The organism is Rhodococcus sp. P3_B8 (assembly GCF_056402775.1).
In genome coordinates this window covers 52520-67526 of the sequence record NZ_JBFUGT010000004.1, presented here as the reverse complement: position 1 = coordinate 67526, position 15007 = coordinate 52520, and the positions used below count along the sequence as shown (strand labels likewise).

Annotated in this window: 12 protein-coding genes; 7 read left to right on the top strand and 5 right to left on the bottom strand. The window is 68.7% G+C overall.

Annotated features, from left to right (window positions below; all coding sequences use genetic code 11):
* Position 1 precedes the first annotated feature (1 nt).
* From AC1D1G_RS03525 to AC1D1G_RS03500, 6 genes are all read left to right on the top strand, one after another.
* Positions 2-1537 (top strand): mannitol dehydrogenase family protein, encoded by a 1536-nt coding sequence (locus AC1D1G_RS03525; RefSeq protein WP_477951182.1) that lies wholly within the window; start codon positions 2-4, stop codon positions 1535-1537.
* 50 nt (positions 1538-1587) lie between these two features.
* Positions 1588-2967 carry an MFS transporter gene (locus tag AC1D1G_RS03520; RefSeq protein WP_280781293.1) on the top strand — a complete coding sequence of 460 codons (1380 nt, stop codon included), beginning with the start codon at positions 1588-1590 and terminating at the stop codon, positions 2965-2967.
* Positions 2964-3578 (top strand): bifunctional 4-hydroxy-2-oxoglutarate aldolase/2-dehydro-3-deoxy-phosphogluconate aldolase, encoded by a 615-nt coding sequence (locus tag AC1D1G_RS03515; protein ID WP_477951180.1) that lies wholly within the window; start codon positions 2964-2966, stop codon positions 3576-3578. The genes AC1D1G_RS03520 and AC1D1G_RS03515 overlap by 4 nt, the downstream gene beginning before the upstream one ends.
* The gene (locus AC1D1G_RS03510) at positions 3578-4516 is read left to right on the top strand and encodes a sugar kinase (RefSeq protein ID WP_283332070.1); all 939 of its coding nucleotides are present in this window, start codon (positions 3578-3580) and stop codon (positions 4514-4516) included. The genes AC1D1G_RS03515 and AC1D1G_RS03510 overlap by 1 nt, the downstream gene beginning before the upstream one ends.
* 35 nt (positions 4517-4551) lie before the next feature.
* Positions 4552-5622 (top strand): L-idonate 5-dehydrogenase, encoded by a 1071-nt coding sequence (locus tag AC1D1G_RS03505; RefSeq protein WP_477951177.1) that lies wholly within the window; start codon positions 4552-4554, stop codon positions 5620-5622.
* An 88-nt stretch (positions 5623-5710) separates the two neighbouring features.
* Complete coding sequence (locus AC1D1G_RS03500; protein ID WP_477951175.1) at positions 5711-6712, top strand: MDR family oxidoreductase; 1002 nt, start codon at positions 5711-5713, stop codon at positions 6710-6712.
* A 21-nt stretch (positions 6713-6733) separates the two neighbouring features.
* Here the strand turns inward: AC1D1G_RS03500 and AC1D1G_RS03495 are convergent, their stop codons facing one another.
* The 4 genes from AC1D1G_RS03495 to AC1D1G_RS03480 are packed head-to-tail and all read right to left on the bottom strand — an operon-like array spanning position 6734 to position 13586.
* A complete protein-coding gene (locus tag AC1D1G_RS03495) occupies positions 6734-9955 on the bottom strand; it encodes an acetyl-CoA carboxylase family protein (RefSeq protein ID WP_477951173.1) in 3222 nt (1073 codons plus the stop codon).
* Positions 9952-11661 (bottom strand): AMP-binding protein, encoded by a 1710-nt coding sequence (locus AC1D1G_RS03490; protein WP_477951171.1) that lies wholly within the window; start codon positions 11659-11661, stop codon positions 9952-9954. The genes AC1D1G_RS03495 and AC1D1G_RS03490 overlap by 4 nt, the downstream gene beginning before the upstream one ends.
* Before the next feature lie 33 nt (positions 11662-11694).
* Positions 11695-12321 carry a TetR/AcrR family transcriptional regulator gene (locus AC1D1G_RS03485; protein ID WP_025433299.1) on the bottom strand — a complete coding sequence of 209 codons (627 nt, stop codon included), beginning with the start codon at positions 12319-12321 and terminating at the stop codon, positions 11695-11697.
* 26 nt (positions 12322-12347) lie between these two features.
* Positions 12348-13586, bottom strand: a complete 1239-nt coding sequence (locus AC1D1G_RS03480; RefSeq protein WP_477951168.1) for a cytochrome P450 — start codon at positions 13584-13586, stop codon at positions 12348-12350.
* Positions 13587-13836: 250 nt separating this feature from the next.
* On the opposite strand from AC1D1G_RS03480, the gene AC1D1G_RS03475 reads away from it, so the two are divergent.
* Positions 13837-14397, top strand: coding sequence for a TetR/AcrR family transcriptional regulator (locus AC1D1G_RS03475; protein WP_283332301.1), 561 nt, complete (start codon positions 13837-13839; stop codon positions 14395-14397).
* Here AC1D1G_RS03475 and AC1D1G_RS03470 read toward each other — a convergent pair.
* Positions 14375-14914 carry a nitroreductase family deazaflavin-dependent oxidoreductase gene (locus AC1D1G_RS03470; RefSeq protein ID WP_283332063.1) on the bottom strand — a complete coding sequence of 180 codons (540 nt, stop codon included), beginning with the start codon at positions 14912-14914 and terminating at the stop codon, positions 14375-14377. The genes AC1D1G_RS03475 and AC1D1G_RS03470 overlap by 23 nt on opposite strands.
* Positions 14915-15007: the final 93 nt, after the last annotated feature.

Sequence of the window (15007 nt, the reverse complement as noted above, 5' to 3'; positions counted from 1 at the left end):
CATGTCCGAACCGACACTTTCGCGCCGAAACGTTCCCGCCGCGGCACTGATCCACCGGCGGGTACCGGAGGGGACCGGGATCGTTCACCTGGGCCTCGGCAACTTCCACCGCGCACACCAGGCGGTGTACACCGCGCTCGCGATGGAACGCGAACCCGGACCGTGGGGCATCCTCGGTGTGGCGAGCCGCTCGAGCACCGTCGCCGATGCGATGAACGCGCAGGACCTCTTGTACAGCGTCGTCGAGATCTCGCCGGACGGTTCTCGTGTGAGCGTCCCGGGTTCACACACCGGAACCCTGGTGGCCGAGCAGGACCCGGAGTCCGTCGTCCGCGCGATCGCGGACCCGGCGACGAAGATCGTCACGATCACGGTGACCGAACACGGATACACGGTGTCACCCGAGACCGGCTCCCTCGACCTCGACTCCGACGTCGTTCGCCACGACCTCGGCGAGGTGCGGACGCCCCGCACCACGATCGGGCAGATCGCCCGCGGACTGGCCCTGCGGGCGAGCACACACGCCGCCCCGGTCACGATCCTCAGCTGCGACAACCTGCTGTCCAACGGGCGCCAGACCGAAAGACTCGTACGCGAGTTCGTCGGCACGTTCGCCCCACCTCTCCGCGACGACCTGCTGTCCTGGATGGACTCGTCCGTGACGTTCCCCAACTCCATGGTGGACCGGATCGTGCCGTCCGGCTCGGACCGCTACAACGAGACGGCACGGGCACACCTCGGCGTGCGCGACACGATCGCCGTCCCCGCGGAGCCGTTCACGATGTGGGTCATGGAGGAGCGGTTCCCCGCCGGCCGTCCCGCCTGGGAGCACGGTGGCGCGCTGTTCACCGACGACGTCGAGCCGTACGAGCTGATGAAGGTCCGGCTGCTCAACGGGACACATTCGCTCATCGCCTACCTCGGCGCACTCGACGGGCGCGCCACCATCCCCGAGTCCGTTGCGCAACCGTTCGTCGAGGCCGCAGCGCGGCGGATCCTCTGCGACGAGTACCTGCCGACGGTCACCGTTCCCGCATCGGTGGACACGGACGACTACATCCGGCAACTCTTCTCGCGTTGGTCCAATACCGCTCTGGGACATCGCACCTCGCAGGTCGGATCCGACGGATCGGTCAAACTGGCGCAGCGCATCCCGATCCCCGCGCTCGAACACCTCGGCCGCGGTACCGTCCCGCAGTACCTTTCTCTGACGGTGGCGGCATACCTCTGCTGCATCGCCCCGCCGCCCGGGTTCGATCCCGGCCCCCACGCACGATCCATGACCGACCCCGCTCGACCGCGCCTGGCAGGAATGGCCGACAACGCCGCGTCCACTACCGAATTCGTTCGCTCCGTCTTCGTCGACGGAGGTCTGTTTCCCAGCACTCTCGCTTCGCACACCGACTTCGTCTCGCGGATCGCCGACTTCGTCGACATCATCGTCCGTCACGGGCCGGCAGTCGCCGCCGGCGAAGCATCCGACCCGGTCCCGGACCTCGACACGATCACGTCGCTGCGGTCCAGCGCGACCATCTGACTCCCTCACCCCTTGCCCGGACTATTCCGGGACCACCAATGGAGGAATCCATGGACACTACACTCGACCCCACGGTGAACCCGAAAACTCCCGGCCGCGGTGGCGGTACACCTCAGACAGACCCGTCCGCGGTCCGCCGGGCGGCGTGGGCGGGGCTCATCGGCACCACGCTCGAGCAGTACGACTTCGTCATCTACGGCACCGCTTCGGCGCTGATCTTCAACACCCTGTTCTTCCCGAACATCTCGCCCGCGGCGGGCATCCTCGCGAGCTTCAGCGCCTACGCCGTCGGGTTTCTCGCCCGGCCGCTCGGCGGCCTGTTCTTCTCGCGGTACGGAGAGCGTCTCGGCCGCAAGTGGGTGCTCGTCGCGACGCTGATGCTGATGGGCGGCGCGACACTGGGTATCGGCCTGCTGCCCACCTACAGTCAGGTCGGGCTGCTCGCACCCGCTCTCCTCGTCGCGTGCCGATTCTTCCAGGGGTTCGGAGCGGGAGCCGAACAGTCCGGCGGTGCAACCCTTCTGACGGAGACGGCGCAGATAGGCAGGCGAGGTAGGCTCGCCGCCCTGGTGATGACGGGAGCCGCACTGGGCACGGCGCTCGGCGCAGTCGCGTGGATCGCCGCGCAGCTCCTGCCGGAAGAGCAGCTCATGTCCTGGGGCTGGCGTCTCGTCTTCATCAGCAGTCTGTTCGTCACGGTCGCCGCGTTCGTCATTCGTCGCAAGCTCAACGAGAGCCCGGTGTTCCAGGAACTCAAGGAGCAGCACCAGGTTCCGAAGACGCCGGTGAAGGAGATCTTCGCGAACGGCAAGAAGCCGCTGTTCATCGTCATGTTCATGACCATCGGCATCAGCGCGCAGTCGTACACGTACCAGGTGTTCATGGCGTCGTACCTCAAGAACGACGTGCACGTCGACCCCACGTTCATTCCCAAGGTGCTGCTGGTCGGGGCCATCTGCGGCGGCATCGCGGCATACGGGTTCGGGCGTCTGTCCGACCGGGTGGGCCGCAAGCCGGTCTACATCTCGATCGTGATCGCCCTGATCATCCTGCCGGTGCCGACCTTCCTGGCCCTGAACACCGGCTCACACCTGCTGATCACGATGGCGATGATCGTCGGCTTCATCCTGGCCTGCCAGGGCGCCGTCGGCGTCACCATGAGCTACTTCCCGGAAATCTTCGGCTCCCGCTACCGCTACGCCGGCGTCACTCTCGGCCGTGAATTCGCCTCGATCTTCGGGGGCGGTGTCGCACCACTGATCTGCGCGGCCCTCGTCACGGCCTTCTCCGGCTCGTGGATCCCCGTGGCCGTCTACATGATCGTGATGGCCGTGACCGTTCTGATCGCCTCGACGATGGCACCGGAAACCCGCGACCGCGACCTCACGCTGGCCGCCAACTCCACCGACCGGGAGGTGACGGCGGCATGATCGCCCCCGTCATCGCGGTGCTGCGCGCCGCGCACGCCGACCGGTATGCCCCCGTGGTGACCGTCCTCGCCGAGAACGGGGTGCGCGCCGTCGAGCTGACGATGAGCACGCCCGGCACCCTCGAGTCCCTGAGCAGCATCCGGCGCACCGCACCCGACGGCGTCGAGATCGGGGTCGGGACGGTCACCACCGTCGACCAGGCCCGCGCCGCCCTCGACGTGGGTGCCGACTTCCTCGTGACGCCGACGACCAACCTCGACGTCATCGCCACGGCCGTCCGTGCCGGAGTTCCGATCTACCCCGGCGGATTCACCCCGACCGAACTGTGGAACGGATGGGACGCGGGTGCGACTGCCGTGAAGCTGTTCCCGGCGTCGGTGGTCGGGCCGGAGTACATCGGGCACCTGCGCGGCCCCTTCCCCGACATCCAGGTGGTTCCCTCGGGTGGGGTGGGCATCGAGGACGTCCCCGCGTGGTTCGCGGCCGGAGCGGCGGCGGTCAGCCTCGGCGGACCGCTGATCGGGGACGCACTCCGCGGCGGCGACCTCGGGCAGCTGGCCGAACGATGCCGGCGCCTCGGCGACGTCGTCGCCGAACTGGAGGTCGCGTGATGACGGTGCTGACATTCGGCGAGACGATGGCCCTCACCAGGGCGGTGGACACCGGACCGCTCGCCCACACCGCCACGCTCCACCTGGGAATCGGCGGCGCCGAATCGAACTTCGCGATCGCGCTGCGGCGACTCGGCGTCGACGTCACCTGGATCGGGCGCGTCGGCCAGGACAGTTTGGGTGACCTGATCGAACGGGAACTCCGGGCCGAGGGAATCACCGCCGACGTCATCCGCGATCCGGATGCTCCGACCGGACTGATGGTGAAGGAGCGGCGAACCGCCACCGCCACCCGCGTCTGGTATTACCGGACCGGCAGCGCGGGGTCGCGGCTCACGATGTCGGACATCGCGGACGACCACCTCGAGTCGGCGTCCCTGCTGCACGTCACCGGCATCACCCCTGCCCTGTCCGACACCGCCAGGAAGACCACCCTGCACTGCGTCGAACGGGCGCGCGCACTGGGCATTCCGGTGTCGTTCGATCTCAACTATCGCCGCGCGCTGTGGTCGCCGGACGACGCGGCCCCCGTCTTCCGTGAGCTGATCGCGTTGTCGGACATCGTCTTCGCAGGTGAGGACGAGGCTGCGATCGCGGTGGGCGAGGGCACCCCCGCCGAACTCGTCGCCCGAGTCCGCGACCTCGGACCACGCGAAAGCATCCTGAAGCTGGGCGACCAGGGATGCCTCGCGATGGTCGACGGAGAGACGTACTCCCTGCCCGCGGTGCCGGTGAGCGTGGTCGACTCCGTCGGGGCCGGAGACGGTTTCGTCGCCGGCTACCTCGCGGAACGACTGGCCGGTGAGGCACCCGCCGACCGCCTGAGAACCGCTGTGACGGTCGGGGCGTTCGCGTGCACCGTGTCCGGCGACTGGGAGGGCATGCCGCGCCGGGACGAACTCGGGCTCCTCACCACCGCGGAACCCGTCACCAGATGACAGGCTCCGACCTCCGACAGAACTGGACTTCACCGATGAACACCAGCCCGACCACCGCTTCACACGCCACCGAGGTTCCTACGCACGCGCAGGCGGTCGTCGCCCACGGTGCGCAGGACCTGCGCGTGGAGGAGGTGCCGATCGCCGCACCGAAACCGGACGAAGCGGTGATCCGCATAGCCTACGGCGGGATCTGCGGATCCGACCTCCACTACTGGCAGCACGGCGCCGCCGGCGAATCGATCCTTCGCGCACCGATGCGGCTCGGACACGAGGCGTCGGGAACCGTCCTGATCGGCGCGAAAGACGGAAGCGGTCCCGGCGCAGGCACCCCCGTCACCATCCATCCCGCGACCCCCGGCGGCGACAGCGCGAAATATCCGGCCGATCGCCCCAACATCTCGCCCGGATGCACGTACCTGGGCAGCGCGGCACATTTCCCGCACGCGGACGGGTTGTTCGTCAGCCACGTCGCCGTCCCGGCCCGCATGCTCCGGGTCCTTCCCGACGGTCTCGATCTTCGTCTGGCGTCACTGGCCGAGCCGGCGAGCGTGGCGTGGCACGCGGTCGCGCGGGCAGGGGAGGTGAAGGACCGGTCGGTCCTCGTCATCGGTGCCGGACCCATCGGCGCGCTCGTCGTGGCAGTGCTGAAGCGGGCGGGCGCCGGGAAGATCACCGCGGTGGACATGCACGAGTACCCGCTGAGGATCGCGCGTGCCGTGGGTGCGGACGCGACGCTCACCGCCGCCGATGCCGACGCAGTCGCGGCGGTGGAAGCGGACGTCACCATCGAATGCTCCGGCAACCATCGCGGTCTGGCATCGGCGATCCACGGGACGGCCCGCGGTGGCCGCGTCGTGATGGTCGGTCTGCTTCCCTCGGGGGATCAGCCGGTACCCGTGTCGATCGCGATCACCAGGGAACTCGATCTGGTCGGCTCGTTCCGGTTCAACGACGAGATCGACGAGGTGGTGGCCGCCCTCGCCGACGGCTCCCTCGCGGTGGATCCGATCATCACGGCGGAGTACGACGTCGCCGATGCGCTCACCGCCTTCGCGTCAGCCAGGGATGCGTCCTCGTCGAGCAAGGTGCTCTTGCGGTTCTGATCCGGGGATCGTCGCCCCGGCCTCGTCTGCGGGACACGGCTGTCGCATGATGGTCTCGACGCACCCCCGAGGTCAGGAGAGCAAGCTGATGAAGGAATTCACCGCCTGGATCGCTCGCGAGAACGAGGGCGCCATCGGCCTCTCCCAGGAGACGGTCGACGAGTCGTTCCTGCCGCAGGGCGAGGTCACCATCCAGGTCGAGTACTCCAGCGTGAACTTCAAGGACGCCCTGGCGCTGACACCGAAGGGTGGAGTGGTCCGCGAGTACCCCATCGTGCCCGGCATCGACGTGGCAGGCACGGTCGTCGAGTCGCAGTCCCCGGAGTTCTCCGTCGGTGACACGGTCGTCGCGCACGGTTACGACATCGGCACCGCCCGTCACGGCGGGTACGCGCAGTTCGCCCGCGTCCCGGCCGACTGGGTGGTGAAACTCGACGGCATGTCCACCCGCACCGCTGCCGCGATCGGGACCGCCGGTTTCACGGCCGCGATGAGCGTGGAGGCGCTGCTGTCCCGCGGAGTCGAGCCGGGCAACGGTCCGGTGCTCGTGACCGGTGCGAGTGGCGGCGTCGGCACCGTCGCCGTCGACCTGCTGTCCGCGGCGGGCTTCGAGGTCGTCGCGTCGAGCGGAAAGCCGGAGAAGGCGGAACTGCTCACCGAACTGGGCGCAAGCAAGGTGATCGGCCGCCTCCCGGAGCCCGACACGAAACCGCGTCCGCTCGGCAAGGCCCAGTGGGCCGCCGCCGTCGACTGCGTCGGCGGCGCCACCCTCGCCCACGTGCTCAGCACCATCGAGTACGGGGGCGCGGTCGCGGCGAGTGGGCTGACCGGCGGACCGAAGTTGGAGACCACGGTCCTGCCGTTCATCCTGCGCGGGGTCAGCCTGCTCGGCATCGATTCGGTGCAGTACCCGATCGAGCAGCGCCGCCGCCTGTGGGGCCGTCTGGCGTCCGACCTCGCGCCGTCCCGGCTCGAGTCGATCACCCACGAGGTTACGATCGCCGACGTCGTCTCGGTGATCGACCAGGTGCGCGCAGGCACCTACTCCGGCCGGGCCGTCGTGGGCGTCGCCCCTGTGAGTACTTATTAACGTCCCGCGGTTAATAAGTACTCACGGGTGCCGGAGGCGCACGATCCAGGCACGGGAGTCGGCCGGGTCGATCACGTCGTCGAGTTCGAAGATCGTCGCCGCGTTCAAGGCCTTCCCGTGCTGGTAGGCGGCGTCGACGAGTTGCGCGAACGCGGTGTCGCGCTCGGCGGGGTCGTCGATGGCCTCGAGTTCCTTCCGGAATCCGAGCCGCACCGCGCCCTCCAACCCCATGGCCCCGATCTCGCCGGTCGGCCAGGCAACCGTGAACTCGGACGCGTGGAAGGAGCCGCCCGCCATGGCCATCGCGCCGAGGCCGTACCCCTTGCGCAGGATGATGGTCCCGTACGGCACGGTCATTCGCGCGCCCGCGACGAACAGCTTGCCGAACCGGCGAACCGTGGCCTCCTTCTCCGAGTCGGGGCCGACCATGAATCCCGGTGTGTCGCACAGCGAGACGACGGGCAGACCGAACGATTCGCACAGCTCCAGGAAGCGGGCCATCTTGTCTGCCGCGACCGCGTCGATCGCGCCGCCGAGGTGGTGGCTGCTGTTCGCGACCAGCCCGTACGGCGCCCCTTCCACCCGGATCAGCGCGGTGACGATGCCGACGCCGTGGTCGCGGCGTAGTTCGAGGACAGAGCCCACATCGGCGATGGATTCCACGGCACTGCGAACGTCGTAGGCGCGCAACCGGTTCTCCGGGACGACGTGGCGTGCGAGCCGCTCGTCGGGGGCCTCCCAGTCGGCAAGCGCGCCCTGGAAGTACGACAGGTACTTCCTGGCCAGTTCGACGGCGTGCGCCTCGTCGCGGGCGAGCAGATCGATGACGCCGTTGCGCCGCTGCACGTCGACGGGCCCGATGTCCTCCGGCCGGTACACACCCAGTCCGCCGCCCTCCACCATCGCCGGGCCGCCCATGCCGATGTTCGCGTCGGGGGTGGCGATGAGGACGTCGCAGACTCCGGCGAGGGCGGCGTTCCCCGCGAAGCAGCGCCCGGAGACCACTGACACCAGCGGAACTTTCCCGTTCAAGGCCGCCAGCGACCGGAAGGTGTGCAGGTCCAACCCTGCTGCCGGGCCGGCATCGGTGTCGCCCGGCCGTCCGCCGCCGCCCTCGGCGAACAAGACCACCGGAACCTGCTTGCGGCCGGCGAGTTCGATCACCCGGTCAGTCTTCGCGTGGTTCCGCATGCCCTGGGTTCCGGCGAGCACCGTGTAGTCGTACGACAGCACGACCGCCTGGGCGTCGCGCGAACCGAACACGTCACCGTTGACGGTGGCGAGCCCGGCGACGAGACCGTCGGCGGGGGTGTTCTCGATCAGGTCCTGCTCGGATCGGCGGCTGCGCTGCGCGGCCAGGACGAGCGGTCCGTATTCGACGAAGCTGCCGGGGTCGACCAGATCGTCGATGTTGGCGCGTGCGCTGCGCCTCCCGAGTTTCGTGCGTTTCGCGATCGCGGTGGGCCGGGCGGCGTCGAGGGTCACCTCGTGCCGCTGCCGGATCTCCGCCAGGTCCGCGCGCTCACGATCCAGATCGGTTGCGCTGTCGGCGACGTCGCCGGCCTCCGATCCCGTGCGGCGGATCACGACCAGCGGGTCGCCGGCGTTGACGTTCTGCCCGGGCGACACGAGATTCCGCTCGACCACCGCACCGGCGGGCGCGGCGATCACGTGCTGCATCTTCATGGCCTCGAGCACCACGAGCTGGGCACCCGACTCCACCGTTGCACCGTCGCCGGCCGCCTCCACGACCGTCCCGGCCATGTGGGCGCGCAGCACGTCCTCACCCGCCCGCAACTCGAGTGTTTCCGACGCCACCTCCGCCGGTTGGTGCACGTGCGCGGCGTCGACGAGCGCGCTCATCCGCTCAGTCAGATGGTCGGTGCCGACGACGCCGTCGGCGAAGCCGGGATCCGCCAGAATCGCCCGGAGGAAGCCGATATTGGTGGGGACGCCCTCGACGACGAACTCGGCGAGAGCCGCATCCGCCTTGCGCACCGCGGCCGAGAACGACGGGCCCCGCGAATGCACGATCACCTTCGCGAGGAGCGAGTCGTACCGCGGGCTCGGCGACAGTCCGGGCCGGCCGTAGGTGTCGACGCGCACACCCGGTCCCGTCGGCGGCGAGAAGACGGACAAGGTGCCCGCGGCGGGAACGGCCTGACCGTCGGGGCGCATCGTCTCCATGTTGACGCGGGCCTGGACGGCGATTCCGCGCGCGGCAGCGGTGGTGCCCGACGTGTCGAGCCCCACGGCGCTGACGCCCTCGGGCAGCGACAGATCCGCGTAGTCCGCACCCCGGGCGATGTCGATCTGCGCGGCGACGAGGTCGATCCCCGTCACCTCCTCGGTGACCGTGTGCTCCACCTGGATTCGGGGATTGACCTCCAGGAACACGAAACCATCCCTGGACACCAGGAATTCGACGGTGGCGAGTCCCCGGTACCCGACACTGGCGCACAGCCGGGCCGCGGCCTCGTGCAGTTCGCTGCGCAGTCCCGGGTCGAGCCCCTGCGCGGGGGCGATCTCGACGAGTTTCTGGTGTCGGCGCTGCACGCTGCAGTCGCGGTCACCGACGGCCAGGGCCCGCGTCACGCCCGCCTGAGGGGCCGCCACCACCTGCACCTCGATGTGCCGGGCGCCGTCGAGGAGTGCCTCGGCGAACAGTGCGGGGTTGCCGAATCCGAGTTGCGCCTCGGACGCGCACAGCCGGTACTCCTCCTCGATCCGGTCCGAGCTGCGGACGGCACGGATGCCGCGACCGCCGCCGCCCGCGAGCGCCTTGATCATGATGCCGCCCGGGTGTTCCGCGAAGAACGCGCGGACGCCGTCCAGGTCGGTGGGACCGTTGGTCGCGGCGAGCACCGGCACCTTCGCGGCCACCGCGGCCTCACGCGCCGACGACTTGTCGCCGAAGATGTCGAGCACGTCGGGGCTCGGACCGACGAAGGCCAGTCCGGCCTCGGCGCAGGCGCGTGCGAAAGCGGCGTTCTCGCTGAGGAATCCGTATCCGGGATGCACTGCCGTGGAACCGAACTCGGCAGCCGCGTCGAGAATGGCCCGAGGATCCAGGTAGGCGGAGGGGCCGGAACCGCGGAGCGCGACCGCTTCGGTTGCCGCGCGCACGTGGGGGCTGTCCGCGTCGTCCTCCGCGTAGACGGCGACGGTGTCGACCGACATCTCCTCGGCGGTGCGGATGATGCGGAGCGCGATCTCGCCACGATTGGCGACCAGCAGGGTCACTTGTACTCCTCGGCCAGGGCGAACAGGTCGGCTTTGCGGACCTTCCCGGTCGCCGTCATGGGTAGTGCGTCGATCACCTCGACGGTGGGCACCTTGTACGTGGCCATGTTCCGGGCGGCCCACTCTCGCAGTTCCTCGCCCGAGATCTCACGGTCGGGCAGGAGCTGAACGAACGCGAACGGCACCTGGCCTTTGCCCGGATCGGGCTTCGGCACCACCGCGGCCGACTGGATGTCGGGGTGCAGCATGAGCAGTGCCTCGACCTCGGAGGGGAACACGCTCATTCCGTTGGTCTTGATCATTTCCTTGTTGCGCGCCAGATAGTGCAGTGCGCCTTTATCGTTTAGCTTGCCGACGTCGCCGGTCTGGAGCCACCCGTCGCGGAGCGCGGCAGCGGTGGCGTCGGGTTTGCCGTAGTAACCGGTGAGCAGCGACGGACTGCGCACGACGATCTGTCCGGCTTGCCCCACCGGCACGGGCGCCCCGGCCTCGTCGACGATCAGCACGTCGGTGCCCGGAACCGGAAGTCCGCAGAACACGGGTTCGCTGAGCAGGTCTTCGTCGTCGGTCTGGAAACCGAGTGTGATGGTGTCGGCGGTGTGCGTCTCCGTCATCCCGTAGCTGGCCTCCCGCAGCACGTGCCCGGTGGCGTCGCGCCAGCGGCCGCGAATCGCGGGGTCGAGCTTGAGCACGAACGACACGGCCATCGCGTTGTCCAGCGTGGAGAAATCACGTTCGGTGAAGCCGGGCAAATCCATCAGTTCGACATAGTTGTCGACCGTCCCGACCATCGATGTCACCCCACGACTGTCGACGAGGGTCGCCGCGGCGTCCGGGTCCCAGCGGTTGAGGAGCACGACGGTGCCGCCGTTGATCAGCGGATACAGGATGCCGAAGTCCTCGCCGGCGATCCAGAAGATGGGCAGGAACCCGAGGACCACCGGGGGAGCCTCGCCCACCTGCCTGCCGCCGGCCAGTGTCGCGGTGGCGGCGGTGTAGACCATGTGCGCCTGCGTGTGTTCGCAGCCCTTCGGCATCCCGGTGGTGCCTCCGGTGTAGTTCAGTGCCGCCAACGCATCGGGGTCCATCGGAATAGGCTCGGCGCGTGCGCAGTTCACGATCTCCGCCCAGTCGGTGGGCGCGGAGGTGAGGGGGAACGGCGGTGCGACGCTGGGTTCGGCGGGCAGCAGGTCCGACAGGGCGGTGATCGCGACGTGCCGCAACGCGGTCTGGTCGCGCACGGAGTCGACCATGGCCGCGAACGAATCCTGCGTCAGCAGGACCTCCACGCAAGCGTCGTCGAGTTCGTACGCGAGTTCGTGCTCCCGGAACAGCGGATTGATCGGGACGTGGACGGCGCCGATCTTCAGGATCCCGAGCATCGCGACATGGAACTGCGGACAGTTGGTGAGGTGGACGCCGACGCGGTCGCCGGCGGACGCACCCCGCTGGAGGAGCCAGCCGGCGAAGCGGTCGGAGAGTTCGTCGAGTTCGGCGTAGGTGATGGCACGACCGTAGAAGTCGATCGCGACGGTCTGCGGTCGTTCCGTCGCCCAGTGCCGCAGGTAGTCGATCACGGTGCGGCCCTCGATCGGGTACTCGACTGTCCGCGGTACCTGCGGTGGCCACGCGGCGTCCTGGAGTTCGCGTATCTCGGCGAGGGCCGATTCCAGTGCAGCGGGGTCACTCGAAGGCGAAGTGGGCATACCGAACTCCCGATTCTGTGCGGATTGTCGTTGCTAGGCGAAGCCGATGAGTCTTTCGGAGATGGCGGTCAGGTCGGCGGTGTACCGGCGTTGTTCGCGGGCGGTCGCATCGACCAGCCGGGCGGCACCCGCGAGCTGGGCGTCGGCAAGGGTCTGCGCGATGCGGGCGGGTGGGGCGCACGGCGTGACGTCGCACGTGGCGATGATGCGCTCGATGAACCGGGTGTAGCGGCGGATGAGCCGGGTCTGCACGGTGGTCCAGCTCCGGCCGACCTCGGGGTCGAGCCGGGCGCGGTGCCTGATCAGTTCGAGGACGCGTCCGTTGGCGTACACGGCTTCCACGAACGCTTTCGTGGTGGTGCGCAGCACCTCTCGCAGGTCCTCGCTCGCCGGTCCTTCCACGTGCTGCGACTCGAGGAATTCCTCGCACACGTCGGCGGCGACGGCGTGGAACACCTCGTCCTTCGACGAGAAGTAGGCGTAGAACGTTGCCCGCGACACTTCGGCCCGGGTGGTGATCACCTCGACGGTCGTCCGGTCGTAACCGAGTTCGGCGAAGCAGGCGCTCGCGGCCCGGAGGAGTTCGCGGCGGCGGGGACCGTCGTTGTCTTTCCGCGCCGACCGCGCCCGCTCCTGAGCCTCGCTTGTGGTCACGGTCACAGTATGTGTTGATATTGACGTCAATGTCAATCACTGCGTGTCATCTGCTCGAGTCGGAGCGGGAGCGCGCTGTGGCGCCGCACGAACAGGCTGGGGACCCACCGTGGCTCGGCGTCGGCGGCGAGGGAGAAGCTGTCGGTGCGCGCGAGCAATGCGGTGGTCGCGGCGAGCGCTTCCATGCGGGCGAGCGCCGATCCGACACAGAAGTGGACGCCCTTGCCGAATGCGAGATGCGAACGGATGTGCGGCCGGTCGAGCACTATCTCGTCCGGACGCTCGAACACGGCCGGATCCCGGTTGGCCGCACCCCACAGCAGGAGTAGATGGCTACCGGCGGGCAGTTCGACGCCGCCGAGCGTGGTGTCGGCAAGCACGTGCCGGTGATGCCCGCGGAACGGGGACTCGAGACGAAGTGCCTCGTCGAGGAACGCGTCGACGAGTGCGGGTTGTTGCCGGAGCCGGGACTGCAGTCCGGGGCGGGTGGCGAGGAGGCGTGCGGCGCCCCCGATCAGCCCCGCGGTCGATTCGCCGCCGGCGCCGACCAGCTGGACCAGGACGAGTGTCGCCACGTCCTCGTACAGTTCACCGGCATTGCATGCGTGCGCGAGGACGCCCAGGAGATCCTCGCGTGGGTCGGTCCTCGCGCGCACGAGTTCGGCCCGTAGATAGCCGGCCAGTTCGGCCGCGGAGGTGACGAGGGGGCCGAGGCGATCCGCGGCGACGACCCCGCCGAGCATCTCCGTGCTGTCGTAGGCCCACGTCAGTAGCTGGGGTACGTCCGACTCGGGCAGGCCGATGAGATGTGCGACCATCGCCAGTGGCAGCCGGTCCGCCATCGCGGACGCCCAATCGATCTGCCCGTCGCGGAGGCCCTCGTCCCACAGCGTGTCGACGAGAGAGTGCACGGTCGGGGTAAGGGCGCGGATGCGGCGGCCGAGCGTCGTCAGCACGAGTGTGCGGTGGTGCAGGTGCGCCGGGTCGTCGGCGGTGGCCAGCACGTGCAGGGCCTGACCGCCGCCGTCCAAGTCGAACGTCGCGGGCGGTCCCGACGGTTGCTGCACCAGCACACCGGTGAGGTTCGACGAGAAGACGTCGGTGCGGTTCGCCGCCTCGGTCACGAGATCCCACGTCGACACCAGAAAGAAGTCGGTGCCGGCGACCCGGTGGACGGGGGAGTGTTCGCGGAGGATCCGGTAGAGCTCGTTCGGTTCGTCGAGATGGACGGGATCGAAGATGTCGATTCCGTGGGTCGGCGAGTGGGCCATCGAGGACTCCTTGTTGACGAGAACCTGTTACAGATGATCACAGTTCGCGCCGAAGGAGGGTGCTGTCAAGGGTGGCCAGAAGACTGCGATGCCGCTGTTCAGCCGCAAATTTCCCGATGTCTCACCACGAGTGGATCCGGAAACATCGTCGCTGATCACGGATGCAAATTGAAGAACATGTTCTAGAATTGTGTGGAGATCCGTCTCATGGTGAGACAAAGTGAGAATGACGTGTCGAACGGTGGAGCGGGTGGAACACGCGGATTGGTTGACCGGCGGCAACCGGCGGGTGCTCGCCGTCGAGCGGATTCACGCCGCCGCGGCCGACCTCATCCGCGAGCGGGGCATCGACGGCGTGGGTGTCGACGAGGTCGCCGCGCGGGCAGGGTGCTCGCGCGCGACGTTCTATCGCTACGTCGGCGGCAAGCGGGCGCTCGTCGACGCCGTGATGTCCCGCGCCGCCGGAGCCGTGGCGGACCACGTCGAGCAGTCGCTGGAACCGTTCGAGAACTCGGAGCGGATCGTCGAGGCGATACTCGCGTCGGTGACCGCGATCCGCGCCGAGCCGACACTGGCCCGGTGGTTCACCGGGTCACGGTCGAGAAGTACGGACGAGTACCTGGCCCGCGCACCCGAACTCGGCCGGGTGGCGATCTCGCTCACCCGCATCGCGCCCGACGAGGAGGCGGCGGGGTGGATCGTGCGCATCGTCCTGTCGCTGTTGACCTGGCCATTGGGCGACGCGGCCGCCGAGCGTCACGCCGTCGAACGCTTCGTGGAGCCGGTCTTCAGGATTCGCGAAACTCCGTAGTCGGTCGCGTGGGCTCGAGCACGAACAGCCGGAACTCACGTCCGCCGGACCGTCGATGCTCCATGAGGTAGCCGGGCCAGTAGTCGACCACCAGTTTCCAGAGATTCTCGCGTTCGTCCCCGGTGACCATCCGGACGCTCATCCGGGATTCGTGCGACCCGGCCTTCACCTGGGCCTCGTCCGCCGCACGCAGATTGACCGACCACGTCGGATGCTCGGGACGTCCCCAATTCGAGCCGGTGACGATGTACCCGTCCCCGTACGGAATGCACAGAAGGGCCGTCGTGCGCGGGGTGCCGCTCTTGCGTCCCGGGACCGTCACCTGCACGGACTGCAGTCCGGCTATGCCGATCAGGCTCACCCGGTTGCCGGTCCACCCGCGCAGGTGCGACTCCAGCCAGATGATGATCGGCGCCATCCGCATCACCCATTCGCGGGTGCCGAGCCAGCGCGCGAGTATGCGGAGGGGGTTGCGGAGCCCCCGCGGTCGGGAGGGTGTGGTGGGGGCAGAGTTCATAGTCGCCATCTTCCCTCAGATGACCGACCGGGGCCGACCGCGATGAGTTTTGCGTACCGCCCGGGTCTACCTGTTCGGGTCTCACCGAAAAGA

Excerpts from the sequence above, each read along its gene's own strand:
- AC1D1G_RS03525 (WP_477951182.1), top strand. The coding sequence starts at position 2 with ATGTCCGAACCGACACTTTCGCGCCGAAACGTTCCCGCCGCGGCACTG.
- AC1D1G_RS03520 (WP_280781293.1), top strand. The coding sequence starts at position 1,588 with ATGGACACTACACTCGACCCCACGGTGAACCCGAAAACTCCCGGCCGC.
- AC1D1G_RS03515 (WP_477951180.1), top strand. The coding sequence starts at position 2,964 with ATGATCGCCCCCGTCATCGCGGTGCTGCGCGCCGCGCACGCCGACCGG.
- AC1D1G_RS03510 (WP_283332070.1), top strand. The coding sequence starts at position 3,578 with ATGACGGTGCTGACATTCGGCGAGACGATGGCCCTCACCAGGGCGGTG.
- AC1D1G_RS03505 (WP_477951177.1), top strand. The coding sequence starts at position 4,552 with ATGAACACCAGCCCGACCACCGCTTCACACGCCACCGAGGTTCCTACG.
- AC1D1G_RS03500 (WP_477951175.1), top strand. The coding sequence starts at position 5,711 with ATGAAGGAATTCACCGCCTGGATCGCTCGCGAGAACGAGGGCGCCATC.
- AC1D1G_RS03490 (WP_477951171.1), bottom strand. The coding sequence starts at position 11,661 with ATGCCCACTTCGCCTTCGAGTGACCCCGCTGCACTGGAATCGGCCCTC.
- AC1D1G_RS03480 (WP_477951168.1), bottom strand. The coding sequence starts at position 13,586 with ATGGCCCACTCGCCGACCCACGGAATCGACATCTTCGATCCCGTCCAT.
- AC1D1G_RS03470 (WP_283332063.1), bottom strand. The coding sequence starts at position 14,914 with ATGAACTCTGCCCCCACCACACCCTCCCGACCGCGGGGGCTCCGCAAC.